The organism is Frondihabitans sp. VKM Ac-2883, from assembly GCF_015350875.1.
Taxonomy (GTDB): Bacteria; Actinomycetota; Actinomycetes; order Actinomycetales; family Microbacteriaceae; genus Frondihabitans.
Window position 1 is genome coordinate 12,295 of record NZ_JADKSF010000010.1, and the last position, 24,642, is coordinate 36,936.

At 67.1% G+C, this 24,642-nt stretch carries 28 protein-coding genes; 11 read left to right on the plus strand and 17 right to left on the minus strand.

Annotated elements, in window-relative coordinates; all coding sequences use genetic code 11:
• The first annotated feature begins 24 nt into the window (after positions 1-24).
• On the plus strand, positions 25-1,041 hold the full coding sequence (locus ITJ49_RS15730; protein WP_194606522.1) for a bifunctional methionine sulfoxide reductase B/A protein: 1,017 nt from the start codon (positions 25-27) through the stop codon (positions 1,039-1,041).
• Between the two features lie 155 nt (positions 1,042-1,196).
• On the opposite strand, the gene ITJ49_RS15735 is transcribed toward ITJ49_RS15730, so the two are convergent.
• Both ITJ49_RS15735 and ITJ49_RS15740 read right to left on the minus strand, forming a co-directional pair.
• Entirely contained in the window at positions 1,197-1,484 is a 288-nt protein-coding gene (locus tag ITJ49_RS15735) for a hypothetical protein (protein ID WP_194606523.1), read from the minus strand.
• Positions 1,485-1,603: 119 nt separating this feature from the next.
• Entirely contained in the window at positions 1,604-1,789 is a 186-nt protein-coding gene (locus tag ITJ49_RS15740; RefSeq protein WP_194606524.1) for an HPF/RaiA family ribosome-associated protein, read from the minus strand.
• 210 nt (positions 1,790-1,999) lie between these two features.
• Here ITJ49_RS15740 and ITJ49_RS15745 point away from each other — a divergent pair, with 210 nt between their 5' ends.
• Entirely contained in the window at positions 2,000-2,488 is a 489-nt protein-coding gene (locus ITJ49_RS15745) for a DUF1877 family protein (RefSeq protein ID WP_194606525.1), read from the plus strand.
• A 330-nt stretch (positions 2,489-2,818) separates the two neighbouring features.
• Positions 2,819-3,142, plus strand: coding sequence for a hypothetical protein (locus tag ITJ49_RS15750; RefSeq protein WP_194606526.1), 324 nt, complete (start codon positions 2,819-2,821; stop codon positions 3,140-3,142).
• On the opposite strand, the gene ITJ49_RS15755 is transcribed toward ITJ49_RS15750, so the two are convergent.
• Together ITJ49_RS15755 and ITJ49_RS15760 are read right to left on the minus strand one after the other, a co-directional pair.
• Positions 3,139-3,819 (minus strand): SDR family oxidoreductase, encoded by a 681-nt coding sequence (locus ITJ49_RS15755; RefSeq protein ID WP_194606527.1) that lies wholly within the window; start codon positions 3,817-3,819, stop codon positions 3,139-3,141. The two genes, ITJ49_RS15750 and ITJ49_RS15755, sit on opposite strands and share 4 nt — an antisense overlap.
• Positions 3,820-3,887: 68 nt before the next feature.
• Positions 3,888-4,520 carry a helix-turn-helix domain-containing protein gene (locus tag ITJ49_RS15760; RefSeq protein ID WP_194606528.1) on the minus strand — a complete coding sequence of 211 codons (633 nt, stop codon included), beginning with the start codon at positions 4,518-4,520 and terminating at the stop codon, positions 3,888-3,890.
• A 195-nt stretch (positions 4,521-4,715) separates the two neighbouring features.
• Between ITJ49_RS15760 and ITJ49_RS15765 the strand changes: the two genes are divergently transcribed.
• Complete coding sequence (locus ITJ49_RS15765) at positions 4,716-4,970, plus strand: hypothetical protein (RefSeq protein WP_194606529.1); 255 nt, start codon at positions 4,716-4,718, stop codon at positions 4,968-4,970.
• Positions 4,971-5,001: 31 nt separating this feature from the next.
• Here ITJ49_RS15765 and ITJ49_RS15770 read toward each other — a convergent pair whose 3' ends face one another.
• Positions 5,002-5,955: an ABC transporter substrate-binding protein gene (locus tag ITJ49_RS15770; protein WP_370544569.1), complete on the minus strand. Its 954-nt coding sequence runs from the start codon at positions 5,953-5,955 to the stop codon at positions 5,002-5,004.
• A gap of 116 nt (positions 5,956-6,071) precedes the next feature.
• Here ITJ49_RS15770 and ITJ49_RS15775 point away from each other — a divergent pair, with 116 nt between their 5' ends.
• Genes ITJ49_RS15775 through ITJ49_RS15785 form a run of 3 tightly spaced genes read left to right on the plus strand, consistent with a single transcriptional unit; the run spans position 6,072 to position 8,979 of the window.
• Positions 6,072-7,085: an iron ABC transporter permease gene (locus ITJ49_RS15775; RefSeq protein WP_194606531.1), complete on the plus strand. Its 1,014-nt coding sequence runs from the start codon at positions 6,072-6,074 to the stop codon at positions 7,083-7,085.
• Positions 7,082-8,125 carry an iron chelate uptake ABC transporter family permease subunit gene (locus tag ITJ49_RS15780; protein ID WP_194606532.1) on the plus strand — a complete coding sequence of 348 codons (1,044 nt, stop codon included), beginning with the start codon at positions 7,082-7,084 and terminating at the stop codon, positions 8,123-8,125. Before ITJ49_RS15775 ends, ITJ49_RS15780 begins: the two co-directional genes overlap by 4 nt.
• Before the next feature lie 59 nt (positions 8,126-8,184).
• Positions 8,185-8,979, plus strand: coding sequence for an alpha/beta fold hydrolase (locus ITJ49_RS15785; RefSeq protein WP_194606533.1), 795 nt, complete (start codon positions 8,185-8,187; stop codon positions 8,977-8,979).
• Positions 8,980-8,987: 8 nt separating this feature from the next.
• Here the strand turns inward: ITJ49_RS15785 and ITJ49_RS15790 are convergent, their stop codons facing one another.
• A complete protein-coding gene (locus ITJ49_RS15790) occupies positions 8,988-9,245 on the minus strand; it encodes a DUF6458 family protein (protein ID WP_055963154.1) in 258 nt (85 codons plus the stop codon).
• A 196-nt stretch (positions 9,246-9,441) separates the two neighbouring features.
• Here ITJ49_RS15790 and ITJ49_RS15795 point away from each other — a divergent pair, with 196 nt between their 5' ends.
• Positions 9,442-10,197 (plus strand): SDR family NAD(P)-dependent oxidoreductase, encoded by a 756-nt coding sequence (locus ITJ49_RS15795; RefSeq protein ID WP_194606534.1) that lies wholly within the window; start codon positions 9,442-9,444, stop codon positions 10,195-10,197.
• A gap of 9 nt (positions 10,198-10,206) precedes the next feature.
• Complete coding sequence (locus tag ITJ49_RS15800) at positions 10,207-10,674, plus strand: MarR family winged helix-turn-helix transcriptional regulator (protein ID WP_123942884.1); 468 nt, start codon at positions 10,207-10,209, stop codon at positions 10,672-10,674.
• Positions 10,675-11,050: 376 nt separating this feature from the next.
• Here ITJ49_RS15800 and ITJ49_RS15805 read toward each other — a convergent pair whose 3' ends face one another.
• Both ITJ49_RS15805 and ychF read right to left on the minus strand, forming a co-directional pair.
• On the minus strand, positions 11,051-11,467 hold the full coding sequence (locus tag ITJ49_RS15805) for an LON peptidase substrate-binding domain-containing protein (RefSeq protein ID WP_370544570.1): 417 nt from the start codon (positions 11,465-11,467) through the stop codon (positions 11,051-11,053).
• Positions 11,468-11,539: 72 nt separating this feature from the next.
• Entirely contained in the window at positions 11,540-12,613 is a 1,074-nt protein-coding gene (gene ychF / locus ITJ49_RS15810) for a redox-regulated ATPase YchF (protein WP_194606535.1), read from the minus strand.
• A gap of 141 nt (positions 12,614-12,754) precedes the next feature.
• Between ychF and ITJ49_RS15815 the strand changes: the two genes are divergently transcribed.
• Complete coding sequence (locus ITJ49_RS15815) at positions 12,755-13,345, plus strand: exonuclease domain-containing protein (protein ID WP_055963165.1); 591 nt, start codon at positions 12,755-12,757, stop codon at positions 13,343-13,345.
• Positions 13,346-13,354: 9 nt separating this feature from the next.
• Here the strand turns inward: ITJ49_RS15815 and ITJ49_RS15820 are convergent, their stop codons facing one another.
• A complete protein-coding gene (locus ITJ49_RS15820) occupies positions 13,355-14,677 on the minus strand; it encodes a glycoside hydrolase family 2 TIM barrel-domain containing protein (RefSeq protein ID WP_194606536.1) in 1,323 nt (440 codons plus the stop codon).
• A gap of 187 nt (positions 14,678-14,864) precedes the next feature.
• On the opposite strand from ITJ49_RS15820, the gene ITJ49_RS15825 reads away from it, so the two are divergent.
• A complete protein-coding gene (locus ITJ49_RS15825; RefSeq protein ID WP_055963174.1) occupies positions 14,865-15,626 on the plus strand; it encodes a GntR family transcriptional regulator in 762 nt (253 codons plus the stop codon).
• Positions 15,627-15,667: 41 nt separating this feature from the next.
• On the opposite strand, the gene ITJ49_RS15830 is transcribed toward ITJ49_RS15825, so the two are convergent.
• From ITJ49_RS15830 to ITJ49_RS15865, 8 genes are all read right to left on the minus strand, one after another.
• Entirely contained in the window at positions 15,668-16,072 is a 405-nt protein-coding gene (locus ITJ49_RS15830) for a tautomerase family protein (protein WP_194606537.1), read from the minus strand.
• Between the two features lie 37 nt (positions 16,073-16,109).
• Positions 16,110-17,198 carry a transaldolase family protein gene (locus ITJ49_RS15835; protein WP_194606538.1) on the minus strand — a complete coding sequence of 363 codons (1,089 nt, stop codon included), beginning with the start codon at positions 17,196-17,198 and terminating at the stop codon, positions 16,110-16,112.
• Positions 17,199-17,334: 136 nt separating this feature from the next.
• Positions 17,335-18,204, minus strand: coding sequence for a sugar phosphate isomerase/epimerase family protein (locus ITJ49_RS15840; protein ID WP_194606592.1), 870 nt, complete (start codon positions 18,202-18,204; stop codon positions 17,335-17,337).
• 18 nt (positions 18,205-18,222) lie between these two features.
• A complete protein-coding gene (locus ITJ49_RS15845; RefSeq protein WP_194606539.1) occupies positions 18,223-19,290 on the minus strand; it encodes a Gfo/Idh/MocA family protein in 1,068 nt (355 codons plus the stop codon).
• Between the two features lie 26 nt (positions 19,291-19,316).
• Complete coding sequence (locus tag ITJ49_RS15850; RefSeq protein ID WP_194606540.1) at positions 19,317-20,249, minus strand: sugar phosphate isomerase/epimerase; 933 nt, start codon at positions 20,247-20,249, stop codon at positions 19,317-19,319.
• Positions 20,250-20,284: 35 nt separating this feature from the next.
• Positions 20,285-22,192 carry a 3D-(3,5/4)-trihydroxycyclohexane-1,2-dione acylhydrolase (decyclizing) gene (gene iolD / locus ITJ49_RS15855; protein ID WP_194606541.1) on the minus strand — a complete coding sequence of 636 codons (1,908 nt, stop codon included), beginning with the start codon at positions 22,190-22,192 and terminating at the stop codon, positions 20,285-20,287.
• Positions 22,189-23,109: a 5-deoxy-glucuronate isomerase gene (iolB, locus tag ITJ49_RS15860; RefSeq protein ID WP_194606542.1), complete on the minus strand. Its 921-nt coding sequence runs from the start codon at positions 23,107-23,109 to the stop codon at positions 22,189-22,191. Before iolB ends, iolD begins: the two co-directional genes overlap by 4 nt.
• 3 nt (positions 23,110-23,112) lie before the next feature.
• Complete coding sequence (locus ITJ49_RS15865; RefSeq protein ID WP_194606543.1) at positions 23,113-24,642, minus strand: CoA-acylating methylmalonate-semialdehyde dehydrogenase; 1,530 nt, start codon at positions 24,640-24,642, stop codon at positions 23,113-23,115.

Below are 24,642 nucleotides of genomic sequence, written 5' to 3' on the forward strand. Positions count from 1 at the left end.
GACCGACAGACACAAGGAGGCACCGTGTCGAACGACTACCGCAAGACCCCCGAAGCTCTCGAGAAGCTGACGCCGCAGCAGTATCGCGTCACTCAGAAGAATGGCACCGAACCCGCGTTCCGCAATGAGTACTGGGACACCCACGACGACGGCATCTACGTCGACGTCGTCACCGGCGAGCCCCTCTTCTCGTCGATCGACAAGTACGACAGCCACACCGGCTGGCCGAGCTTCACCAAGCCGATCGAGCCCGCGAGCGTCACTACCAAGACCGATCGCAAGCTGTTCGTGAAGCGCACCGAGGTCAGGTCGGCCTCGGGCGATAGCCACCTGGGCCACGTCTTCCCCGACGGCCCGCTCGCGGCCGGCGGCGACCGATACTGCCTGAACTCCGCCGCACTCCGCTTCGTCCCCGCCGCCTCGCTCGAGGCCGAGGGATACGGCGCCTACTCAGCCCTGTTCACACCGAAGGAGAACCCCATGACCGACACCAGCGCCGCAACAGACACGGCAGCACACCAGGATCCGGCTCCCGCCACGACCGAGACCGCCGTCCTCGCCGGTGGTTGCTTCTGGGGCGCGCAGCAGCTGCTCCGCCGCCGGCCCGGCATCATCTCGTCGCGCGTCGGCTACTCCGGCGGCTCGGTGGAGAACGCCACGTACCGCAACCACACCGGCCACGCCGAGGCCGTCGAGATCGTCTTCGACCCCGCGGTGACGTCGTACCGCGAGATCCTGGAGTTCTTCTTCCAGATCCACGACCCGTCGACAAAGAACCGCCAGGGCAACGATGTCGGAGACAGCTACCGCTCGGCGATCTTCTACATGTCGGACGAGCAGAAGAGCATCGCGCTCGACACCATCGCCGACGTGAATGAGTCGGGCCTCTGGCCGGGCAAGGTCGTCACCGAGGTCACCGCCGCCGGACCATTCTGGGAGGCCGAGGAAGAGCACCAGGACTACCTCGAGAAAGACCCCTTCGGCTACACGTGCCACTTCGTGCGGCCGAACTGGCGTCTGCCGCAGCGGAACGCCGCGTAGTCGCTTCTCGGCGCTGAGACCAGCGCCGGCACCGACGAGGCCGGGTCGCATCACCTTGCGAGGTGCATGCGATCCGGCCTTTTGTGCGGCAGGGCTTTTTGTGCGGCAGGGCCCGGTGTGGAGCGCGGCTCCGCCGGATCCTGCGCCCTGGTCCGCTAGAAGCCGACGCGGCGCTGCTGCTGCGGCGGATCGCCGAATCCCGGCAGACCGAGCGACGAGAAGTCGGGCATGGGGATCTCGGGAAGCGGCGGAATCTCGCCGTCGTTCACGACGATGGGGGCGCCGGGAGTCCAGAGCACCCACGTCGCGTTGCCCTCGGCATCGAGGAGGTCGAATTCGGCGGGCTCACCGGCGGCTGCTGCGTGGCGCAAACCGTCTTTGACCTCGACGAGCTGGGCGTCGCTGATAGCGATTTTCTGACCGGAGAAGACGATGTGCGGCATAGGCCGAGCGTAGGCCGGGCTGGTTCGTTCGGGCCGCCGAGATCGCAGTTGAGGTCGGGTAGCGGCGACCACTACTGCGATCTCGGCGCGGAGCCGTTCTTGCAGCGCCGCCCCAAGGCTCAGCTCGACGGAGCGAAGAGCCTCGACTGCTCAGACGACGACGTGACCACCGTGCTGACCGCGACACTGCCGAGGGGCATCGAGTCGAGCGCGCGACGGATCGCAGTGCGGCGATCTTCGCTCGTCGCCGAGACGTTCATGACAGCGCCATTGGCGAGACGCGCCTGGATTTCGACGTGGAACACTGGGCGGCCCTCCTAGGTCGGTGGTGTCTAAGAGAAGTGTGCCCGTTCGGGCCCAAACCGAGAAACGTCAACTGACCCATTGCTTTCGGCACCGATGTGTGCCTGGGCGTCTCGCGCGTCCTCGTCTCCCCAGCGGCCGCTTGCGTTCTCCGCATTGCACCCTGGGGAGAACGCCCGCAGGATCCGGCACGGGTCGCCAGGATTCTCGGCATGGGAATTCGTTACTACGCCTATCCGATCCTCGCCTCCGACATCGATCTCGCCCGCCGCGATCCGGTCGGCTACCTCAACTCGCATCCCCTCGTCGACGACGACAAACCGTACGACGAGCAGCTGCGCCTCGACCTCGACAAGTCGTGGCGCGACCTCCAGGAGCTATTCACGGTGCCGCACTGCTCACCGGCCGAGTGGGGAATGGATCTCGTTCGCGGCAACGTCCACTACGACAGCGGTTTCGCTTATCAGCCGCACTACGCCGTGCTCACTCCGGAGCAGGTCGCGACCGTCGCGACCCAGATCGCACGCTTCGACAAGGTCGACGTCATTGCCATGTACGTCGATGGTGGGCGAAGCCATGTGCGTGAGACGGGCCGGATCCGCGATTACACGAGCTACGTCGGGCACTTCCTGGCAGAAGCGCAGAAGTTCACGGCCGCCTGCGCGGAGGCCGGCTACGGCGTGATCTACACAATCGGGTGACCTTCATGTCCGGCGATCCGTGGGTATTCGGAACGACGCAACTCATCACGGTCGGCGTTGCCGGCCTCGCGTTCGTCGGAGTGGCTCTGACTGCCACATTGCGCTGGCGCGCCGACCGGAGCGACGAGCTCTGGCGGCGATTGAAATGGGCCTTTGATCAGTGCTGGCACGAGAGGGCAAGCGCTCGATCTGTCGGGCGCTTCGCCTTGCGGACGTTCGTCGACAGCGCCCACGAATCAGACCATCCTCAGCCTCCCGCGTCGGTTTCGAGCTACAATTTAGTGCTTATAGAACGGGTGCTAAATACACTACAAGAAGAGGAGGTCCTTGATGGAAGCATGGGAGATAGCTGACGCGCAGCTCGCCGTCACGGTCTGTAAGGCTTTGAATAAACCACTCCCCGGATGGATCGCCGAGCTCGCAAAAGTGGAATTGAACAACATCCCCGAGTGCACCATGAGGGAGTTCCGACTGTCACTGCCCGACACCGTGCCGAAATACGCCGACATCGTCTATTGGCGTCGCGTGCCCTGGTGGAAGGTCTGGAAGCGCTGTCAATTCGAAGATCGGCCTCCAGAGCGGCTGACGAAGAAGAAACGCAAAGCGGCGCTTGAGCAAGGGGCTGCCGAGCATGCCGACGCCGAACCGGGCTAGAAGGCCGAGCTAGGCAGATCCTTCTCGTCGTCGGCGATCGCCCGGACGATGCGCTTCGCCACGTCATCGGGATCGAACCCGGCGCCCAGAGCGGGAGCAGTGCCGGCAATGGGGTGCTGAGAGAGTTCGGTGCCGATATGGCCGGGCCGGGCATCGAGGAGCCGGATGCCCTGGCGCCGATACTCGCGAGAGGCGGCGGTCATGAACGCCGCGAGGCCCGCCTTCGCCGCCGAATAGGCAGCCATGCCGGCCGTCGGAACCTCGGCGACGATGCCGCTCAGCGTGACGATAAACGGTGAACCACCCGCCTTCGCCGACTCGGCGAGCGCCGGCGTCGCCGCCCTGATGAGCCGAATCGGAGCCTGAAGGTTCACGTCGATCAACTCGTCAAGGGTGGCGTCGTCGATCTCACCCGCCGGGCCGAAGGCGACCACGCCGGCAGCCACCACGACGCCGTCGAGCCGCCCGTGGGCCTCGAGGGCCGCAGCAACCAACGAGGCTCCCCCCTCGGGCGATCGAAGGTCGGCCAGGTAGGCGCCGTCGCCGCTGAGACGTTCCGCGCTCCGGCCACCGCGTACGACGACCGCACCCGCCTCGGCAAGCTCCCGCGAGATTCGCGACCCGAGGCCTCCCGACGCTCCGACCACGAGAACGACCGCACCGCTGATGTCTGTCATTGCCCGCACGGTACCCGCTGCGGCGCCGGAATGCCTGCCCCGCGGGCGTCCTCAGATTTCCGGCGGGATCAGTGTTTCTCGGAAGCGAGCGGTGTGATGCCAGACACGACGCTCTCGGCGTCGGCGATCCCGATGGACTGGAAGAGGGGAACCCACAGGGCCTTCAGACGCGCCTCGACACCCGGGCCACCCGGAGTGGGCAATGCGCCGAGCACCCCGAAGGTGGCGTTGATCACGAGTTGTGCGGCGGCCTCTGAATCACCGAGGGGCGACGATCGCGACCCGTCGAGTTCGGCCTCGATCTGTTCACGGGCGAAGCGGTACCAGTCGTACCCGTCGGGCACGTCGATGTCTGCCCGTCGCAGCTCGTGAAGGAGCCGAATCGATCCGGCGGCGATCGGGCATTCGTGAGCGTTGAGCGCTGACGACAGCAGCATCGTCGCGAGCTTTTCGACGCCTCGCGATGCCGGGATCGCGTCGTCGAAGCGCTGCCACCGAGCCTGCTGATCGGCGATCACAGCCACGGCGAGACTGTGCTTCGACGGGAAGAGGTGGTAGCCGATGGCCGACTTCGGCTTGTTCATCGCCGCGGCAACACCCGAGAACGATGTGCCCTCGTACCCGTGCGCCGCGAATTCGGCACCGGCCGCTTCGACGATCTCCTGTCGAGCGCGAGCCATTCCTGCTTGGCGTTGATTCATGGAACCCCTCAGACGAGCGCTGCTCCGGGTCTTTCGATTCCCGGTCCCTCACTATACGATCATCTATGTCAGACGATCGTCTGGGATGACTGCGGCGATTCAGCGCGGCGACTCCTCGTGAGAAATGAGCCCGAAGATATGAGCGCGGAGAAATGAGCCCACAGATATGAGCGCGGACGAATCGAGCGCGGTGAAATGACCCAACACCGCTATTCGCCTCACGCCGAGGTGTTCCGCAGCCTGGCCACCGGGCAGCCGATCCGCGTGTCGTGCACCTGCGATATCGCCCGCGACCACACCCATCTGGAATACCGAATGGCCCACCCGGGGCCGCCTGACCAGCTGAGAAGCGCTGCGGAGTCGATTCGCACCTACCTCGCCTCCTGGAAGACGGCATCCGTCGCGTCCCGGTCCACTCGGCGGCAGGTGCCGACCGACTGGACCGGGTAGGCAATGCCGGCCGCGATGACACCGTGACGATCTACCCCAGCGTTTTGTTCAGTTGCTGAAGCACGGCACGGGCCGCAGTCGGGCCCACATTCAAGAAGAACGTGTCGTCGTCGACCGCAACGGCGTGCTTCGCAGACACCGCAGTCAGGGTCGGCCAGAGCGGCAAGCCGGTGAGTTCGGTCTCGTCGCCACCCTGGACGCCGTAGAACACCCAGTCACCGTCGGCCTGCGACAGCTGTTCGGCGGAGATATCGACCGAGGTGTCGTCGGCGAACGCCTGGGTCGACGGGCGAGTAAGTCCGGCGTCCTCGGCGACGGAGCCACTGAACGAGGCGACACCGAAGATCCGGGTGCGATCGGCGCTCTTTCGAAGGAACGAGACGGCCGGATCACCGTCGACGCTGCGACCGAAGGCGGCGGCGTCATCCTGGTAGTCCGTCAGCCACGCCTCGGCCTGCTGCGTTTTACCGACGGCATCGGCAAGGAGAAGGAAGTCCTGTTTCCAGAACTTTCCCGTTCCCTGCGTGGCGACGGTCGGGGCGATGGCGGTGAGACCGGCATACAGGCCGACCGCATCCTTCCCGGCGATGTTCATGAGGATCAGATCCGGGTCGACGGTCGCGATCGCTTCAAGGTTGGGTTCGAAGCGGTTGCCGACGTCGACGACATCGGCCAGCTGCGAGGCCCTCGCCGGGAACGCCTTGGTGAGGTACGCGGGGATGAGGTCGGCACCGTCGCCCGAGGTCGAGGCAGCCGGAGTGAGCCCCAGCGTGAGCAGGGCGTCCGCCTGCCCAGTCGAGATCACGACGATCTTCTTCGGCGCCGATGGGATGGTGGTGGAGCCTTCGAAGTGGGCGACCGTTCGAGGAAAGACCCCGTCGTCGGCATCGCTGCCCTTCCCTGCGGGCATGGTGCGCGGCGTCGACCAGGAGCCATCGCCCTGCGTCGCGGCCGACTTCTCGCCCGTGGCCGAAGTGCCAGACACCTGCGCACACCCGCTGAGAGAGAGTGTCGCGGCCGTGGCGATTGCAAAGGCTATGGCAACAGGTGAGGTCGTTCTTTTCATCATGAAGTTAGCTTAGGCTATCCTAATTACTCGTGATGTCTGACGAACGCCGCTGCCCTGCCTCGGGCCCTCCCCGGGCGGCAATCCGCATCGTTTCCCTTGGGGTGCTCGCTATCGGCTTCGCCGTCGCGAGTCTCCTGGTGGGATCGGGCGAGCTGGGCCCCGGGCAGGTGATGCGGGGCCTCCTGGCCCACGACTCGACGTCGGCGTCGATCATCGTCTGGCAGTTGCGCCTCCCCCGCACCCTGCTCGCTGTTCTGATCGGAGCAGCCCTCGCCGTCGCGGGAACCGTCATTCAAGCCCTGACCCGCAACCCCTTGGCCGAACCGGGTCTGCTTGGCATCAATGCTGGTGCCGCTCTCGCGGTCGTGACCGGAATAGCGGTCTTCGGCGGCGGTTCGGCTCTCGCTTCCACCTGGTTCGCTCTCGTCGGCGCCGCCGGCGCAGCGCTCCTCGTGTTCGTCATCTCCACTCGCCGATCCCGGGCCTCCCCGACTCGGCTGCTGCTCGCCGGCGTCGCTCTCGGGGCGAGCCTGAGCGCATTGACCGGCATCATGATCCTGCGCGACGCCACCGCTTTCACGACCTTCAACTCGTGGGTGGTGGGGTCGCTGACGTCGCGAGGCATGGACGTCGTGGTCACCGTCGCGCCGTTCTTGACGCTCGGGTTCGCTCTCGCCCTCCTGTCCGGGCGCACGTTGAACGTGCTGACGCTGGGAACCGAGCAGGCGACATCCCTCGGCATCCCTGTTCGCCTCGCGGCCGGAGCCGCCGTGCTGTCGGTGACGCTGCTGTGTGGGGCGGCGACCGCGGCGGTCGGCCCGATCTCGTTCATCGGGCTCGTCGTTCCTCACGTCAGTCGGCTGATCTGGGGAGCGGACCAGCGTCGGATCCTGGTCTCGAGTCTCGTCCTGGGGCCCGCGCTCCTCCTCGCCGCCGACATCGTCGGCCGCATCATCTCGTTTCCGGGCGAGATCGAGGCAGGTATCGTCACCGCGTTCATCGGCGCACCGGTGCTGCTCCTTCTCATCGCGCGGCGAGCCTCGTGAGCGGCTTCTCCCGCCGCCGCGCTGTGCGAATCGGCGCCCTGTCGGTGGTCATTCGGCCCAGGGTGATCGGCGTGACCGGGATCCTCGCGCTCGTCGCTCTGTCGATCGCTGCACTGCCCGTCGCCACCGGCACCTACCGGCTCGAGCTGTCCGGTGTCGTCGATGCCCTCACGGGCGGCGGAACCGCGACCGCACGCTATCTCGTCGTTGAGCAGCGCCTGCCCCGCGCTGTGGCCGCACTCCTCGTGGGGTGCTGCCTCGGCGTATCGGGGGCGCTCTTCCAGAGCGTCTCACGCAACCCGCTGGGCAGCCCCGACATCATCGGCTTCACGACCGGGGCGGCCACCGGCGGGCTCGTCGTCATCCTCCTGACCCCGTCGCCGTCGGCCCTGTCGATTGCCGGGGGAACCATCGTCGGAGGCCTGGCCTGCGCCACCGCCGTCACCCTCTTCGCCGCGGCACGACGCTTCTCGGGCGACCGCCTCATCCTGGGCGGCATCGCCGTCGCCGCGCTGCTCGCATCGGTCAACGACTACGTGATCAGCCGCGCCCCCCTCGAATCGGCCGAGGCGGCGCGAGCGTGGAAGTACGGCAGCCTCAACCTGATCACCTGGGATCGAATCGTCCCTCTCGCCGCCTGTCTGCTCGTCGCGTCGGTCGTCGTGGTCACGATTGCCCGCCCGGCAGGGATCCTCGAACTCGGCGACGATCTCGCCACCGGCCTGGGGGTGCGCACCCGACGGCAGAAGCTGACCATGGTCGCGGCTGGAACGCTGCTGGCGGCCGCGGCGGTCTCGACCGCCGGTCCGATCGGATTCCTGGCCCTGGCAGCACCGCGTCTCGCCCGTGCCGCGACAGGCTTTTCGTCGGTCGGCCTTCTCCCGTCGGGGGTGATGGGGGCTGCCCTCCTCGCGGCGAGTGATCTGGCGGCGCAGCGGATCCTCAATCCGTTCCAGATTCCGGTCGGGCTCGTCTGCTCGGCCCTCGGCGGCTTCTACCTGCTGTGGATGGTCGGTTTCGCGAAGACCGCCGAGAGCTGACGGAGGTGCCCTCGAGATCCCGTGCGGGTCTAGCCTGATCGAGACCACGAGAGGGCGACATGGCTGACACCACGCGGGGAACGATCGAGCTGCAGGGCGCGACGATCGCGTTCTCGGAACAAGGATCCGGCCCCACCGCCGTCTACGCCCACGGTCTTTCGGGCAGCCGAGCGCAAGTCTCGAGACTCGGCGTCCCCGATCTTTCCGGCGTCGCCGACACCAACCGGCTCGTCACCTACGACGCTCGCGGTCATGGCGAATCGACCGGCGCTGCCGACCCGGCCTCGTACACCTGGTCGTCGCTCGCCGACGATCTACTCGAACTGCTCGACACGTTCTCGCCCGACGAGCCCGTCGCCGGCATCGGCACGTCGATGGGGACGGCGACGCTGCTCTTCGCCGCGCTCAGGCGGCCGGAGCGCTTCAGCCGCCTCGTGCTCACCGCACCGCCTACCGCCTGGGCAACGCGGGCCGGGCAGACAGACGTCTACCGCCAGATGGCCGACCTGGTGGATGCGCGCGGCACCGGCGTGCTGGCCGGGATGATGGCGGCAGCGCCGGTGCCCGAGCTGTTCCGCGACATTGTCGGCTATCCGCCGGAACCCGATGTCCGCCCCGAGCTCGCGGCGTCCATCTTTCGCGGAGCGGGCTCGTCCGACCTGCCGCCACCCGACGACCTCCGGTCGCTCGACCTTCCCGTGCTGCTTCTGCCCTGGGCTACCGACCCGGGGCACCCGGTGTCGACTGCGGAGAACCTGGCGTCACATTTGCCGAATGCCGAGATGCGAATCGCCTCGTCGGCACCCGAGCTGGCCGGGTGGCGCGAGGCGATCCGCGACTTCGTCGCCGTCTAGCGGGTCACTCAGACGAGCGGGCCGCCGTCTTCGGTCGAACGGCGCGTGACGCGCTCACCCGTAGCCGAGTCGATGCCCGAGCGCGAGGTGGTGGTCACCTGGCGGCGACGGCTGAGAAGCACGATTCCGAGGATGATCCCCAGTGCTCCCGCGGCCATGAGGATGTAACCGATCAGGTGGATGTTGACGCCGGCGACCGTGAAGTCGACGGCGAACGCCAGAATGGCGCCGATAACGAGCAGGAAGATTCCTCCGCCGAGACTCATGGTGTTCCTTTCGTCGGGGTGACCTCGATTTCGAGGTTCAGAGGAAATCTATCGGGGCACGGCCCTCCGCGCCCACTCACGCGCGCTGCTGAGCAGCCCGGCCCCCTAGCTCTCGGGGGACTTGACGTTTCGTTTGCTACCTGACAATAATTGCGAGGTAGCAAACGAATTATCGTCGAACACGAAGGAGGGCGCCATGCCCACGGAACGCATCGCACTGGTCACCGGAGCAAATCAGGGCGTCGGCAAGCAGGTGGCGAAAGAGCTCGCCGAGCACGGGGTGACCGTGCTGGTCGGGTCACGTGATCTGGCGAAAGACGAAGCGGCGGCGGCCGAGATCGGAAGCGGAGCCCATGCGATCCAGCTGGACGTCACGGATCCTGCGTCCATTGCATCCGCGGCCAGCGCCATCCGCGAGCGCTTCGGCCGCCTCGACCTCCTCGTCAACAATGCTGGAATCTCGAACACCCTCGGTGCGGGCCTCACCACGGAGCAGAACGCGGCGCAGTCGACGGCCAGCCAGGCGTCGCTCGACGAGATCCGCGCGGTGTGGGAGGTCAACGTCTTCGGCGTCGTCGCGGTCTACCAGGCGATGCTGCCGCTGCTTCGCGACGGGATCGATGCCCGCATCGTGAACGTGTCGAGCGGCGTGGGCTCACTGGCGTCGAACGCCGACCCGAGCTTCCCGTACCGCGCGATCTTCGGCCCGGTCTACCCCGCCTCCAAGGCGGCCCTGAACGCGATGACCCTGGCGATGATGATCGAGCTCGAGGGCACCGACATCAAGGTCAACCTGGTCTCCCCCGGTTTCACGAGCACGGCGCTGAACAACTTCGCGGGCACCGAATCCGTCGAAGACGGCTCGCGCGAGGTCGTCCGCGTCGCCCTGTTCGGGCCGAACGACCCGACCGGCACCTTCACCCGCTGGGAGGACGCCACGATTCCGTGGTAACCATGTCGGGTGCCTGACGAACCCCAAGACCAACACGACTCGGTCGGAGCGTGGGCGAAGAAGTACTACCTCACCTCCCGCGCTCTGATCGAGTCGGTTCTGCGCGAGCACGACCTCGGGCCGACCCAGTGGTACGTGCTGTACCAGCTCGCCAACGTCGGTGCGACGAAACAGCGCGACCTGAGCCAGCTGCTGAACATCGAGCGGGCGACCCTCAGCGGCGTCGTCGCGACGCTCGTGCGCAAGGGCCTCGTGGCGCAGGTGGCCGACGAGGTCGACCAGCGGCAGCGCATCCTGAGCATCACCGACGCCGGGCGTGCGCTCTGGGCCGAGCTTCCGGATCCTGTGGGGCGTGCGACGGCTCTGTCGTTCGACGGTGTCGATGCCGCTGACCTGGAGGTGGCGCGACGGGTGCTGCGGGAGGCGACGCAGCGGCTCGTGGAGCACATGGCCGGGCCTGGTTCGGCTGGCGCTTAGCTTCTGTTGCTGATCCTTTCGGAAGGAACATCGGGCCACTGCTCCTTCTCGAAGGAACGTTTACTGACCGATCTCCTTGCTGGAATGACGGCCGGCGTCGCTTCTCCTGCGCAGCGTCGCGTGGCTCCTTCTGAGAGGACGCCCCTATCGTCCTCAGTCGACGCGGATCCCCGAGATGGTGCGAAGGTGAGAAGCCTCACTCGGCAGACCAGAGCTCTTCGGCCTCGAGTACCAGATCGATCAGTTGACGCAAGAGACCCCCCAGCGTCGTCGACCTCAACAGGGCGTACATGTCGTAATCACCCAGCGGGGCCATCGCCGCCAGTTGCCAGACGGCCGCGACGGGATCGTCCGACAGCTCGATGTCGTCATCCGATTAAGGCCCAGCGGCGCGGGTGATCAAGCGGCGGACCACTGCTTCGGCCTGGTCCCGCAGGGGTGCGAGCTTCTCGGACCACTCGAGATCGGGAAGCATCGAGAGCTCGGCCCGCGGGTACGGGTCTTCGTCGACCCACCGCTCGACCGTGAACCGCTTGGTCCCCAGGCCGACGATGAACAGGTCGTCGGCGCCCGCGGCGGCGCTCACGAGGCGCGCCATCGTCCCGACCGAGGCGCGCTGGTCGCCACCCCCAGCTTCTGATCCGCGCTCGATGAGGACGACGCCGAACTCGGGTTCCTCCTCGTCGAGCAAGCGGCCGACCAACGTGAGATACCGCGGCTCGAAGATCCGCAGCTGGATTGGCATGAAGGGGAACAGCACTGATCCGAGCGGGAACATCGGTGAGACGGCCATACCTCAGCGAAGCACCGCGGGCGGAGTGTGGGCAGGTGCCCAGAGAGCGGTCGTCCACACCTCGAGAGAGGCCTAGTTGTTGAAGCGGAACTCCACCACGTCGCCATCCTGCATGACGTATTCCTTGCCCTCGATGCGAGCCTTGCCGGCCGCGCGGGCGTCGGCGATCGAGCCAGTCTCGACGAGGTCGGAGTACGAAATGACCTCGGCCTTGATGAAGCCCTTCTCGAAGTCGGTGTGGATGACGCCGGCGGCCTGCGGGGCCTTCCAGCCCTTGCTGATCGTCCAGGCGCGGGTCTCTTTGGGGCCGGCCGTGAGGTAGGTCTGCAGTCCGAGCGTGTCGAAGCCGATGCGCGCGAGCTGGTCGAGGCCTGACTCCTCCTGGCCGGTGGAGGTCAGCAGCTCGGCGGCGTCTTCCGGGTCGAGGTCGATGAGTTCTGACTCGATCTTCGCGTCGAGGAACACCGCCTCGGCCGGCGCGACGAGCGCTGCGAGCTCGGCCTTGCGCGACTCCGAGTTGATGATCGTCTCGTCGACGTTGAAGACGTAGATGAACGGCTTGGCGGTGAGCAGACCGAGCTCCGCGATGGGCGACAGGTCGATCGACGTGGCCGACAGGGCCTCGCCGCGCTGCAGGGCGTCGCGGGCGGCGACGGCGGTCTCGTGCGTGATGGGCTCGACGCGCTTGAGGCGCAGCTCTTTCTCGTAGCGGACGAGCGCCTTCTCGACGGTCTCGAGGTCGGCGAGGATCAGCTCGGTGTTGATCGTGCCCATGTCGTTCTCGGGGTTGACCTCACCGTCGACGTGCACCACGTCGGGGTCAACGAAGCCGCGCACGACCTCGGCAATGGCGTCGGCCTCGCGGATGTTGGCGAGGAACTTGTTGCCGAGCCCCTCCCCCTCCGACGCGCCCTTGACGATGCCGGCGATGTCGACGAACGACACCGGCGCGGGCAGGATCTTCTCGCTGCCGAAGATGCCCGCCAGCACGCCGAGGCGCGGGTCGGGCAGGTTGACGATGCCGACGTTCGGCTCGATGGTGGCGAACGGGTAGTTCGCCGCCAGAACCTGGTTCTTGGTCAGGGCGTTAAAGAGGGTGGACTTGCCCACATTGGGGAGTCCGACGATCGCGATAGTGAGAGCCACGGTCCCCAAGCCTAACCGGCCCCACAGAACGAAGGATCCGGGCGGCGCAGGTCGCGGAGACCGGGTGACAGACCCGAGGTGGCCGGTTCGAGATCGGGGCGTCGGATCCTGAATGTCTGAGGCCCGTGTCACCATGACACCGTGCCCCTCGACTACGTAGCGATCGACTTCGAGACCGCGAACTCCTCCAGCGCGTCGGCTTGTTCGGTCGGTCTCGTGAAGGTCCGCAGCGGTGTGGTTGTCGACGCAGTGTCGTGGCTGATCAAGCCGCCGTTCGGGCACGACGACTTCAGCGAGTGGAACACCCGCATCCACGGCATCCGGCGCGACGACGTGATCGACGCGCTCGGCTGGCACGAGCAGTTGGCCGACCTGGTGACGTTCGCGGGCGACGACGTGCTGGTCGCGCACAACGCCGGGTTCGACATGGGTGTGATTCGGGGCGGGTGCGCCGCGACCGGCCTCGAACCACCGGCGTCCCGCTACCTCTGCAGCCTTCAGGTGGCGCGCAAGACCTACGCGCTCGAGTCGTACCGCCTGCCGGTCGCGGCGATGGCCGCCGGGTTTGAAGGATTCCAGCACCACGACGCCCTGGCCGACGCCGAGGCCTGCGCGGCGATCATCGTGCACGCCGCCGAGCGGCACGGTGCCACCACGGTCGACGAGCTCGCGGCCGCGACCGGCGTGCGCATCAACACGCTCACCCCGAAGACGGCCGTTCGCTTCGTCTAGGGGCGGGGGCTAGCGGACGACCTTGATTGTCTTTGACTCGATGTCGACGTTGCCCTTGCCGTCCGACACCTGCACGTAGAAGCGGTAGACCCCGGCCGCCGCGGGAGCCTTGATCCGATACCGCCCGGTGCTCACCTTCGTAAAGTTGGCGCGCGGGGCGGTGCCGTTCTGGTCGATCGTGGCCGACGTCCGCGAGACGCTCCAGGTCAGCTTGTCGCGGTTAGGATCCGCCGCCGGCGCCGCAAGGGTGAACGTCTTGCCGACCTTCACCGACCCGACCGAGAACCGCAGCGACGACACGACCGGCGGCCGGTTCGTGCCGACCGACCCGCCCCAGGCCTTCGCGAGCGCGTAGTACGAGGCGCGCTTCTTGTCTCCCGGCCGGATGCCGAACCAGAGAGACTGCAGGTCGGTCTGATTGCTGTAGTGGAACATGGTGCCGCCGAGCGAGATGCCCCGGGCCCCGGTGATGTTCGACCACGCCGACGCGTAGGTGCGGGCGTTGGCCGCATCGGTCGGCTGGACCGGCTGACCGTTCGCGTCGCGCGCGACCTCCCAGGATCCGAAGGGGCCCGCCTCGGTGAGCACGTACGGCTTGGTGAACTTCCCGGCCCGCCACGCCTTCTCGACCGTCGGGATCCCGCCGTACATGTTGAGCCCGAACACGTCGAGCGACGGCGCGTACTTCTCGTACGCCGGCCAGAACGCCGTCTGAGCGTCGGTGGAGGTCACCAAATGGTGGGAGTCGATGGCGTGGATCGCCTTCGCCGCCTTCTCGATGAATTTCGCGTAGCCGGCCCGCTGAGTCGCATTCGGCAGGGTGAGCATCACCTCGTTACCGACGTCCCACATCAGCACCGCGTTGTCGTTTTTGTAGGCCGTCACGGTCTTCTTGATGGTCTCGAGCGCCTGCTTCTGGTAGGCCGAGTTCGTCGTCCAATTCTGGTTCTGGTCGATCCACAGACCCGCGATCACGCGGAGGCGGTTGGCTCGAGCCTGGGCGAAGAAGGTGTCGGTCGTGCTCGAGACGTCGGTGCCCCAGTCGCGCACGGTGTTCGCGCCCATCGACGCGATGTCGGGAAGGTACTTCGCGGGTGCGTTGACGTTCGGGTCGTAGGTGACGCCCTTCACCGTGTAGGCCTTGCCTCCGACAGTGAGATGCCACGACCCCTGCGATCCGGCGACACGGACGGCCAGAGCGGTCGTAGCGGCCGCGGTCGGAGCAGCCTCGGCGGGCGCCGGTGCGGCGGCGGCGAGACCGCCCGCGATCAGGGCCGCGACGGCGGCGGTCGAGACGACCAGGGCTGTGGAGGAACGGAGAGTGCGCGGCATGGGGCTCCCAAGCGATCGGTTGCTCCCACGCTACGTGTCGCGAACTCACCGCGCAGTCCCCCAAAGTGCCTGCAACGCTGGCCTCCGGCTCGAGCCGACGCTCCCCCAACAGGACGGATGCTATTGTCAGCACATATGCGGCCAGACCTTGCGGTCTACGGGGTCGCCCGTGCAGCGGGGAGTGGCGATGACAGCGCAGGATGGCGTCTTACCAGCGGACCTCTTCATGGATCTCGACCGATCCGGGCCCATGCCCCTGTACTTCCAGGTCTCGACCCGCCTCGAGCAGGCCATCACCTCCGGTCGCCTGCCCGCCGGATCGCGCCTGGAGAACGAGGTCGCCCTCGGTGAACGGCTCGGCCTCTCGCGCCCGACTATTCGACGCGCTATTCAGGAGCTGGTCGACAAGGGTCTTCTCGTCAGGCGGCGGGGCATCGGCACGCAGGTCGTCCACGGTCCGGTGAGCCGCAAGGTCGAACTGACCAGCCTCTTCGACGACCTCAAGAACGGCGACCAGCACCCCACGACGACCGTGCTCGGGCACAGTGTCATCCCGGCCGACGAACCGATCGCCGAGGCCCTGGGCATCGACGTCGGAGACCCCGTCACCCACCTCCGGCGCCTCCGACTGGCCGACGATGTTCCCGTCGCCCTGCTCGAGAATTACCTGCCGACCGCGGTGGCCGACCTGTCCGAGGTCGACTTCGACGAGTTCGGCCTCTATCAGATCCTCCGCGGCCGGGGCGTGACGATCCGTGTCGCGAAGCAGACCATCGGAGCGCGGGCCAGCTACGACGACGAGGCGTCTCTGCTCGAGATCGACGAGCACGGTGCCGTGCTCACGATGACCCGCACGGCGTACGACGCCTCCGGCCGAGCGGTCGAGGTCGGCTACCACTGCTACCGCCCCGACCTCTACTCGTTCTCTATCACGCTGGTCGAAAAGTAGCCGGGAGCCTCTGAGCCTCTGAGCCTCGTAGCTGAGCAGCTTTAGGCCTTGGGAACGTTCAGCTCGCCCGTCATGTACTGCGCGGCACCGAAGCCGAACGACCAGTCTTCCGGCCCGTTCTCGACGTAGCCGATGAACACGTTCTCGCCCGCGACACCGACAGCCGCGAGCCCGGACGCAATCCGCGCGTAGAGCGCCGCCTTGTCGTCGGCCGAGCGACCGCGCTGCGTGAAGATCTGAATCATGACGACCCCGTCGGTACGCTCGAAGCCGAGACCGGCGTCTTGAGCGATGATCCGCGCGGCGGGCTGCTCGGTGATGATCTGGAAGCGGTCGCGGGGCGGAATGCCGTAGACCTCGACGATGGCTTCGTGAATGGCGTCGGCGATGGCGGTGAGCGTCTCGGCGGAGTGGCCCTGGATGACGTCGATACGAACGAGGGGCATGGGGATCCTTCGGTTTCGGGGGTTGCGGGTGTGAGAGTCAGACCGCGGGAACGAGGATGTCGCGCACCAGCGCATCGAGCTGAGCGTCGGCGTCGAGGAACTGGCGCAACGTCGTGACGGTGGCACCGAAACGGTCGAATTCGTCGGGCGTCATGCCGTCTTCGTCGTAGCTGCGACTGAACTCGGGAACCTTATCGCGCAGGTTCTGGATGATCTCAGGATCCACGGGAACGTCGATGCGGTTCTCGGCCGGAATGGTTGCTGCGTTGATGTCGACCTGCCACTGGAACGGCGGCGAGACCACCAGGTCACCGCCGACGAGCTCCGACCACTGCAGGTGGTTGCGGAAGGCCGCCGACAGCACGCGGGCCCGATAGCCGCGCGCCGTGAAGAGGTGGTGCGCCTTCTTGAGCGCGGCGACGCCGGCCCATTCGAGGTAGCCGGGGTCGATCATGATGCGGTCACGCTTGACGACGGCCTTGAGCCAGTCGTCGAGGCGCCCGCCCATGATCGTGACGACGTTGCCGAACTCTTTTTCGGGCAGCCCGTCGGCGGCGCGGCGGCCGAGGGCGCGCTCCATCGCCTGGGCGACGGCGACGGCCTGAGCCACGGTGAACGAGACCGTGGCGTTGATGCTGACGCCCCGGTAGACGGCCTCCTCGATCGCCTCGATGCCCAGCTTCGTCGCCGGGATCTTCACGATGATGTTCTTCGCGAGCCCCGAGAAGTAGATGGCTTGTGCGACCAGGGCGTCTTTGTCGCGGTGGAATCGCGGATCGGTCTGCATCGAGAGACGGCCGTTGCGCCCGCCCGACGTCTCGAAGGCCGGCTCGAGCAGTCGTGCGGCGCCGATCGACAGCTCTTCGACGGCCTTCCAGCCGAGCTCCGACTCCCCCGCGGTGGGAAACTCGTCGGCCAGCTGACGGATGCGCGGCACCCAGGTCTCGAGGTCGTTCTTGATGCACGTGTAGGCGATCACCGGGTTGCAGGTCGCCCCGACGGCGCCGAACTCGGCGATCGACCGGCCCAGTTCACGAGGATCCGCGGAATCGTTCCAGAGGCTGGTGGGCGTGTCGTGCGCGGCTCGCAGTGTGCTGGGGCGTGTGTCGGTGGCAGTCGTCGTCATGGTGGGTCTCCCGTCTCGTCGACCAGCCTAGGCGCTCTGGTCTTATTGTCCTAACATGGTTCGCAACTGACCACACCGGCTTTTGGGTAAGGCACCGTCGATCGACGGCGTCGTCACCGCAGACCGGTGTCGAAGCTCAGGCCGAGGTGATCCGCGACTGGATCTCGGCGAGCTGATAGCGCGACACCTCGTCGGCGTTCTCGTCGTCGGCGAACACGCTCGACACCGCGACGGTGTCGTCGCGGTCGAAGAACCCGAGGCCTTTCAGCCCGCCGAAGAACTCGCCGAAGTCGACGTCGCCGCCCCCGATCGGCAGATGCTGGTGCACCCGGACCGCGTTGCCCGGCGGATTCGTGATGTACCGCAAGCCGTGCGACCGGTGGTGGTCGAACGTGTCGGCGATGTGCACGAGGCCGATGGACTGCCCCGCCGCCTCGAAGATGGCCGGTGTCTGATCGCCGTAGTGGAACGTGTGGCAGGCGACAAACGCGAACCCGACCTGCTTCGAGTTGAGCCCGCGGATCACCCGCACCGCCTCGAGGCCGTCCTCGACGAAATCGTCGGGGTGCGGGTCGATCAGCACGCGGATGCCCTCGCGCTCGAAGAGCGGCAGCAGCTCTTCCATCGATTCGTAGAAAGCGCGCTCCGACTCTTCCTGCAACTCGGGTCGGCCGGTGAACTCGGTGTTGATCAGATCGACGCCGAGCCTGGCGGTGATGTCGATCACGCGCTTCCACTGCTTCACGGCCGCGAGGCGCTCCGCCTCGACCGGGCTCGACCAGCGAAGCACCGGCAGCACCGACGCCACCTGTACTCCCGCGTTCGTGCAGGCCGCGGCGAACGCGTCGACCAGGTCGTCGTCTGCCTTCGGGTGCCGAAAGAAGGGCAGGAAGTCTTTGTGCGGGGTGAGCTGGAGGTAGTCGTACCCGAGGTCTCGCACCTTCTGCGGCAGCTCGAGCAGCGAGTAGTCGTGATGGAACGGGGTCGGGTCGAGAGCGATCTTCACCATGGCTTCAGGATTCGACTAGGCCGTCGCCGAGGAAGGGGCCGTCGCGAGCGACTGCCGCGTCTCGTAGAAGGCCGGCTTCTCGATCGCGTAGGTGACGGGTTCTTTCTTGCCCGACTGCTGCGCCAGCACACCGGCGTCGGCGACGACGCTGGCGAGATAGCCGTCCCAGGCCGAGGGCCCGTCGATCTCACCCCGGTGCGCAGCATCTACCCAGCGCTGGATCTCGGTGTCGTAGGCGAGCCCGAAGCGCTCCTTGAACGACGGGGTCACCGACTGTCCGATCTGCCCGGCAGAGGCCATCTGGATCGTCTCAGCGCGCCCGATCGAGGCGACTCCCGACTCGAAGACGGCGTCGGTGGTGACCTGGTAGCCGAACTGGATGTTCACGCTGATCTCGACGATGGCCAGCGTGCCCGACGCGGTTTCGAACAGCACGAACTGCGGCTCGACGAGGCCGTCGGGGGCGAGTGAGTTGCGGCGCGGCTTCTTCACTTCGACCGAGACGATGGGCTCGCCGGTGAGGAAGGGCACGATGTCGATCTCGTGGATCACCGAGTCGGTGATGAGGGCCGACTCGGAGTAGTTCGGAGGTGTCGACGGGTTGCGGTGCGCGCAGTGGAGGGCGAGCAGCGCTCCGTTGTCGCCGCGCTCCACGAGCTCGCGGAGCTGGAGGTACCCGGCGTCGAACCGGCGCATGAAGCCCACCTGGATATGCGGGCGGGCGAGCTTCTGCTCGGCCTCGACGATGCGAAGGCTCGACTCGACAGTGTCACTCAGCGGCTTCTCGCTCAGGATCGCCAGACCCGCATCGAGCGCGGGCAGGATCACCGGCTCGTGCAAGAACCCGGGCGTCGCGATGATGACGGCGTCGAGTTCGACGGCCTCCAAGGCCTCCTCGAACGAGGCGAAGGTCACCGAGCCCGGCGCGAGCTCGGCGGCGGCCGTGGCGCGGCCGGTGTCGGGGTCGACGACCGCCGTGACCTCGGCGCCCGAGATCCGGTTGGTGATTCGGCGGACGTGGTCGGCGCCCATGGCACCGGCGCCGACGACGGCGACGCGGAGGGGAGCGGGTGACACAGACATGGGGTCTCCTTGAGAGCGGAAGCGGATCAGTGGATGCGGGCGGCCGACGTGCAGCCGAAGATGTGCTCGCGGGTGCGCGTGGCGATACCGAGGGGCAGGTCGATCGACGAGACCGGGAACATGTCTTGCTCGACGATTCCGAAGATGGTCGGGTCGATCTTCGCGACCGCCTCGATGATCGGCGCGAACTCGGGCACCCCCGTCGGCGGCTCGACCATGACGCCCATCGCGACGGCGTCGCCGAACGGGATGTCGTTCTTCAGCACCGTGAAGCGCAGGTCGGAGTCGACCTGCTTGAGGTGGAGGTAGCCGATGCGGTCGGGGTACTGCTCGATGAGCCGTACGTTGTCTCCGCCGTAGTAGGCGAAGTGCCCGGTGTCGAGACAGAGGTTCGTGAACTGCTGGTTGGTCACCTCGAGGAACCGCTCGGTCTCCTGGTAGGTGCCGACGTGGCTGTCGGCGTGCGTGTGGAAATGCTGCTTCACGCCGAACTCTTCGAGCAGCGCTTTGCCGAGCTTGTCGTGGCCCGCGCCGAGCTTGCCCCACTGCTCGGTCGTCAGCGTGCGCGCCTCGATCACGCTCGCGTCGAGGTCGCTCCGCCAGAGGTCGGGGATCACGACGAGGTGCTCCGCGCCGAGCTTCGAGGCGAGACCCGCGACGTGCAGGGCTTGATCCCAGGCGCGCTGCCACTGGTCGTCGCCCTTGTGCAGCCCGGTGAAGACCGTTCCGGCCGAGAGCTTGAGGCCCCGCTTGCCCAGTTCGTCTTCGAGCTGGTGCGGGTCGGTCGGCAGGTAGCCGAACGGCCCGAGCTCGATCCATTCGTAGCCGGCCTTCTCGACCTCGTCGAGAAAGCGTTCCCAGGGAATCTGGCTGGGGTGCTCCGCGAACCAGACGCCCCAGGAGTCGGGCGCGGTGCCGATGCGGATGCCCGGTTGGACGGTGGTGGAGGTGACGGTCATGACGTCTTCGTCTTTCTGGTGGAGGTGGTGAATGGTCAGCCGAGGAGCGGACGCTGGTGGGCCCGCTCCGCGAGATAGTCGTCGTAGGCGGCCTTGGTCGACGGGATCGTCGAGACCTCGGCCACCGGCACGTCCCACCAGCCGTCACCGTCGGGCGCGTAGACCCGGGGGTCGCTGTTGATGTGGATCAGCGTCGAGGTGTCGGACGCCTTGGCGGTGGCCAGCGCCGCCGACAGGTAGTCGATCGCGCGGGCCGTCGGCTCGATCTCGATCACATCGAGGCCGTAGCTGCGCGCGTTCATGGCGAGGTCGACCGGGAGCAACTCGGCCCCCTGGAAGTCGAGGGTGTCGGGATCCTGCCGTCGATAGAGGGTGCCGAAGCGCTCCGACCCGACCGTCTCGGAGAGGTGGCCGATCGAGGCATAGCCGTGGTTCTGAATCAGCACGACGATCACCTTGATGCCCTCGGCGACGGCCGTGACGAGCTCGGTGTGAAGCATCAGGTACGACCCGTCGCCGACCATGACGATCACGTCGCGCTCGGGGGCGGCGCGCTTGACGCCGATGCCTCCGGCGATCTCGTAGCCCATGCACGAGAACGCGTACTCGACGTGGTAGCCGAGGCTGTCGCGCACGCGCCAGAGCTTGTGCAGATCGCCCGGCAAGGATCCGGCGGCCTGCACGACGACATCCGTGGGGGCGCTGCCCGACTGGATCGCGCCGATGATCTCGGGCTGGCCGGGGAGCGCCAGGCCGCTCGGCTCGAACGCCTGGTCGACGAGGGCGTCCCAGGCGGCCTTCTCGGCTTTGATACGAGCGGCGTAGTCGGCGTCGACACGGAAGTCGGCGAGGGCCTCGGCGAGCGCGTCGAGGGCCTCGCGGGCGTCGGCGATCACCGGCAGCTGCGATCCGTGCTTGTAGGCATCGAACGAAGCCACATTGATATTGACGAACGTGACGTCGGGGGCTTGGAAGGCGGTGCGGGAAGCGGTCGTGAAGTCGCTGTACCGCGTGCCGATGCCGATGACGACGTCGGCCTCGGCTGCGAGGTGATTGGCCGCGAGGGTTCCGGTCGCGCCGACCCCGCCGAGGTACTGCGGGTGATCCCAGTCGAGGGCTCCCCCGCCCGCCTGCGACGTGCCGACCGGGATGCCGGTGGCCTCGGCGAAGGCCCTCAGCTGCTGCTCGGCGTCGGAGTAGATCACGCCGCCGCCGGCCACGATGAAGGGGCGCTTCGCGTTAGCAATCGCGGCGACGGCACGGGCGAGCGGCCCTCTCTCGGGCACCGGACGTCGAATGTGCCATTCGCGCGGTTGGAGGAACTCGAGCGGCACGTCGAGCGCCTCCGCTTGGACGTCTTCGGGCAGCGCGATCGTCACGGCGCCGGTCTCGACCGGGTCGGTCAAGACGCGCATCGCCGCGAGAGCGATCGAGAAGAGCTGCTCGGGGCGATCGACCCGGTCGAAGTACCGCGACAGCGGGCGGAACGCGTCGTTGACGCTGACGGAGGTGTCGTGGGGCATCTCGATCTGCTGGAGCACAGGATCCGACACCCGGGTCGCGAAAGTATCGCTCGGCAGGAGCAGGGCGGGCAGCCGGTTCGTCGTGGCGAGCGCCGCCCCGGTGAGCATGTTGGCAGCGCCCGGGCCGACCGACGCGGTCGAGGCGTACGTCGCGCGGCGGCGGTGCATGCGTGCGAAGCCGACCGACTCGTGCACCATCGCCTGCTCGTTGCGCGCCTGGAGGTAGGGCATGAGGCCGGGGTCGGTGTCGTGCAACTGCTTGAGCGCCTGGCCGACTCCCGCCACATTGCCGTGGCCGAAGATGCCGAACAGGCCGGGGATCGTGCGCTCGCGCACGTCGCCGTCGACCGTCCACTGGTTCGCCAGGAACTCGACCAGGGCCTGGCCGACGGTCATTCGCTTGGTGTTCGGGGTGCTCATCGAGATGCTTCTTTCGGTGTGTCGGAATAGGGCAGGCGGGGGTCGGGATCCTGCGATTCCCATTCGGCCCTGACCCAGCCGTGCGCCGGATCGTCGGAGATGTTCCAGACCCGATCGGGGTCGGGGCCCGCCATCACGTTGAGGTAGTAGAGGTCGTAGCCCGGAGCCGCAACGGCCGGGCCGTGATAGCCGTAGGGCACCAGGGCGATGTCTCCGGTGCGCACGAGCGCGTTGATGTCGATCTGCCCGGCCGGCGACGAGTACGTCGCGAACATGCCGAATGGGTCGGCCTCGGCGGGCGCGGTCACACCGCGCGACACCGCCGACTCGAAGTAGTAGATCTCTTCCAGCCTCGACTCGTGGCCGGGCACCGACTCGTCGTGCTTGTGCGCCGGGTACGACGACCAGTTCTCGGCCGGCGTGATGACCTCGCAGACGATGAGCTTCTGGGCGTGAAGGCCCGCCGGGGTGCCGTAGTTGTGCACCTGCCGGGTCGAACGACCGGCACCGCGGATCTCGACGGGAATGTCCGCCTTGCGGAGCACCTGCACGTCGAGCACCTCGGTCGCGGGCGCCTCGGCGACGGCGACGCGGCCCGTGCCGGTGAGTGTGACGCTCGCGTTCACACCCGTGTACGCCACATCGGGCGGCCCGGCGAAGACCGAAGCGCGACCGGCGAGGTCGAGTGAGCCGTGGGATCCTTCGCTCGTCACGTACTCGACGTGGACGTCGCCCGACAGCGGGACGATCATTCGCTCGACGTTGCCGCCCTCGAGCCCGAGCGACCTGCCCTTGGCTAACGCGCCGACCCGGATGCCGGTGTGCTGCCACCCCTCGAGGGAATCGTCGACGACGCTCTCCCAGCCGTCGCGGGCGAGGGTGCCTCTCGGATGGAACCAGTTCTGCTGCGGAGCCATGGACTAGGCCTGCGGGAATCCGAGGTTGATGCCGCCGTGCGACGGGTCGGACCAGCGCGACGTGATCGCCTTCTCACGCGTGAAGAAGTGGAAGCCCTGCAGACCGTAGGCCTTTGAATCGCCGAAGATCGAGTCTTTGAAGCCACCGAACGAGTAGTACGCCACGGGGACGGGGATCGGCACGTTGATGCCGATCATGCCGACCTCGATCTCGTTCTGGAAGCGCCTCGCGGCCCCGCCGTCGTTGGTGAAGATCGCGGTGCCGTTGCCGAACGCACCCGAGTTGATGAGCTCGACGCCCTCCTCATAGGTGTCGACGCGCACGACGCTGAGCACCGGGCCGAAGATCTCTTCGGTGTAGACGCGGCTCGTGAGCGGAACCCGGTCGATGAGGGTGGGGCCGAACCAGAAGCCGTCCTTCTCGCCGTCGACAGCTACTTCGCGCCCGTCGACGACGACCTCGGCACCGTCTTCGAGAGCGATGTCGACGTACGAGGCCACCTTGTCGCGGTGCTGCCGGGTGACGAGCGGGCCCATGTCGCACGAGCGTCGACCGTCGCCGACGACGAGCTTCGCCATGCGCTCCTTGAGCATTGGCACGACCTTGTCGGCCACGTCGCCGACGGCGACGAGCACGCTGATCGCCATGCACCGTTCGCCGGCCGAGCCGAAGCCGGCGTTGATGGCACTGTCGGCGACGAGCTCGAGGTCGGCGTCGGGCAGCACCAGCATGTGGTTCTTCGCCCCGCCGAGCGCCTGGACACGCTTGCCGTTCTTCGCCGCGGTCTCGTAGATGTACTTCGCGATCGGGGTCGACCCGACGAACGAGATGCTGGCCACGTCGGGGCTGTTCAGCAGGCCGTCGACGGCGAGCTTGTCGCCCTGCAGCACGGTGAAGACGCCGTCGGGAAGCCCGGCCTCCTGGAACAGCTCGGCCAGGAAGATCGACGACGAGGGATCCTTCTCACTCGGCTTGAGCACGACGGTGTTGCCGGCCGCGATTGCGATGGGGAAGAACCACATCGGCACCATGACCGGAAAGTTGAAGGGGCTGATGATGCCCACGACGCCGAGTGGCGATTTGGTCGAGTAGACGTCGACACCCGTCGAGACCTGCTGGCTGAACTCGCCCTTGATCAGGTGCGGGAAGCCGGTGGCGAGCTCGAGCACCTCGAGGCCGCGCTGGATCTCGCCGAGGGAGTCGGAGACGACCTTGCCGTGCTCGGCGGTCAGGATCTGGGCGAGCTCGTCTTTGCGCTCGTTCACCAGCTCGCGAAAGCGGAACATGATCTGCTGGCGCTTGGTGATCGACATGTCGCGCCAGGCCGGAAAGGCTCTCTTGGCGCTCGCGATGGCCCGGTCGATCTCGTCTTGGCTGGCGAGGGCGACATTCTTCGTCGCGACGCCGAGGGCCGGGTCGAAGACCGGACTGGTGCGACCGGAGGTTCCGGCGACGCGCTGACCGTCGATCCAGTGGGTGATCTCGGGAAGCGGGGTGCTCGTGCTGTCGGTCGAGGGAGCGGTGGTGGTCAT

What these genes read in the sequence shown, in the direction of transcription:
- ITJ49_RS15760 (WP_194606528.1), bottom strand. Translation starts at nt 4,520, where the DNA reads ATGAATCAACGCCAAGCAGGAATGGCTCGCGCTCGACAGGAGATCGTC.
- ITJ49_RS15795 (WP_194606534.1), top strand. Translation starts at nt 9,442, where the DNA reads ATGCCCACGGAACGCATCGCACTGGTCACCGGAGCAAATCAGGGCGTC.
- ITJ49_RS15785 (WP_194606533.1), top strand. Translation starts at nt 8,185, where the DNA reads ATGGCTGACACCACGCGGGGAACGATCGAGCTGCAGGGCGCGACGATC.
- ITJ49_RS15765 (WP_194606529.1), top strand. Translation starts at nt 4,716, where the DNA reads ATGACCCAACACCGCTATTCGCCTCACGCCGAGGTGTTCCGCAGCCTG.
- ITJ49_RS15825 (WP_055963174.1), top strand. Translation starts at nt 14,865, where the DNA reads ATGACAGCGCAGGATGGCGTCTTACCAGCGGACCTCTTCATGGATCTC.
- ITJ49_RS15750 (WP_194606526.1), top strand. Translation starts at nt 2,819, where the DNA reads ATGGAAGCATGGGAGATAGCTGACGCGCAGCTCGCCGTCACGGTCTGT.
- iolD (WP_194606541.1), bottom strand. Translation starts at nt 22,192, where the DNA reads ATGAGCACCCCGAACACCAAGCGAATGACCGTCGGCCAGGCCCTGGTC.
- ITJ49_RS15820 (WP_194606536.1), bottom strand. Translation starts at nt 14,677, where the DNA reads ATGCCGCGCACTCTCCGTTCCTCCACAGCCCTGGTCGTCTCGACCGCC.
- ITJ49_RS15775 (WP_194606531.1), top strand. Translation starts at nt 6,072, where the DNA reads ATGTCTGACGAACGCCGCTGCCCTGCCTCGGGCCCTCCCCGGGCGGCA.
- ITJ49_RS15830 (WP_194606537.1), bottom strand. Translation starts at nt 16,072, where the DNA reads ATGCCCCTCGTTCGTATCGACGTCATCCAGGGCCACTCCGCCGAGACG.
- ITJ49_RS15835 (WP_194606538.1), bottom strand. Translation starts at nt 17,198, where the DNA reads ATGACGACGACTGCCACCGACACACGCCCCAGCACACTGCGAGCCGCG.
- ITJ49_RS15755 (WP_194606527.1), bottom strand. Translation starts at nt 3,819, where the DNA reads ATGACAGACATCAGCGGTGCGGTCGTTCTCGTGGTCGGAGCGTCGGGA.
- ITJ49_RS15805 (WP_370544570.1), bottom strand. Translation starts at nt 11,467, where the DNA reads ATGGCCGTCTCACCGATGTTCCCGCTCGGATCAGTGCTGTTCCCCTTC.
- ITJ49_RS15745 (WP_194606525.1), top strand. Translation starts at nt 2,000, where the DNA reads ATGGGAATTCGTTACTACGCCTATCCGATCCTCGCCTCCGACATCGAT.
- ITJ49_RS15845 (WP_194606539.1), bottom strand. Translation starts at nt 19,290, where the DNA reads ATGTCTGTGTCACCCGCTCCCCTCCGCGTCGCCGTCGTCGGCGCCGGT.
- ITJ49_RS15865 (WP_194606543.1), bottom strand. Translation starts at nt 24,642, where the DNA reads ATGACCACCACCGCTCCCTCGACCGACAGCACGAGCACCCCGCTTCCC.
- ITJ49_RS15790 (WP_055963154.1), bottom strand. Translation starts at nt 9,245, where the DNA reads ATGAGTCTCGGCGGAGGAATCTTCCTGCTCGTTATCGGCGCCATTCTG.
- ITJ49_RS15850 (WP_194606540.1), bottom strand. Translation starts at nt 20,249, where the DNA reads ATGACCGTCACCTCCACCACCGTCCAACCGGGCATCCGCATCGGCACC.
- ITJ49_RS15735 (WP_194606523.1), bottom strand. Translation starts at nt 1,484, where the DNA reads ATGCCGCACATCGTCTTCTCCGGTCAGAAAATCGCTATCAGCGACGCC.
- iolB (WP_194606542.1), bottom strand. Translation starts at nt 23,109, where the DNA reads ATGGCTCCGCAGCAGAACTGGTTCCATCCGAGAGGCACCCTCGCCCGC.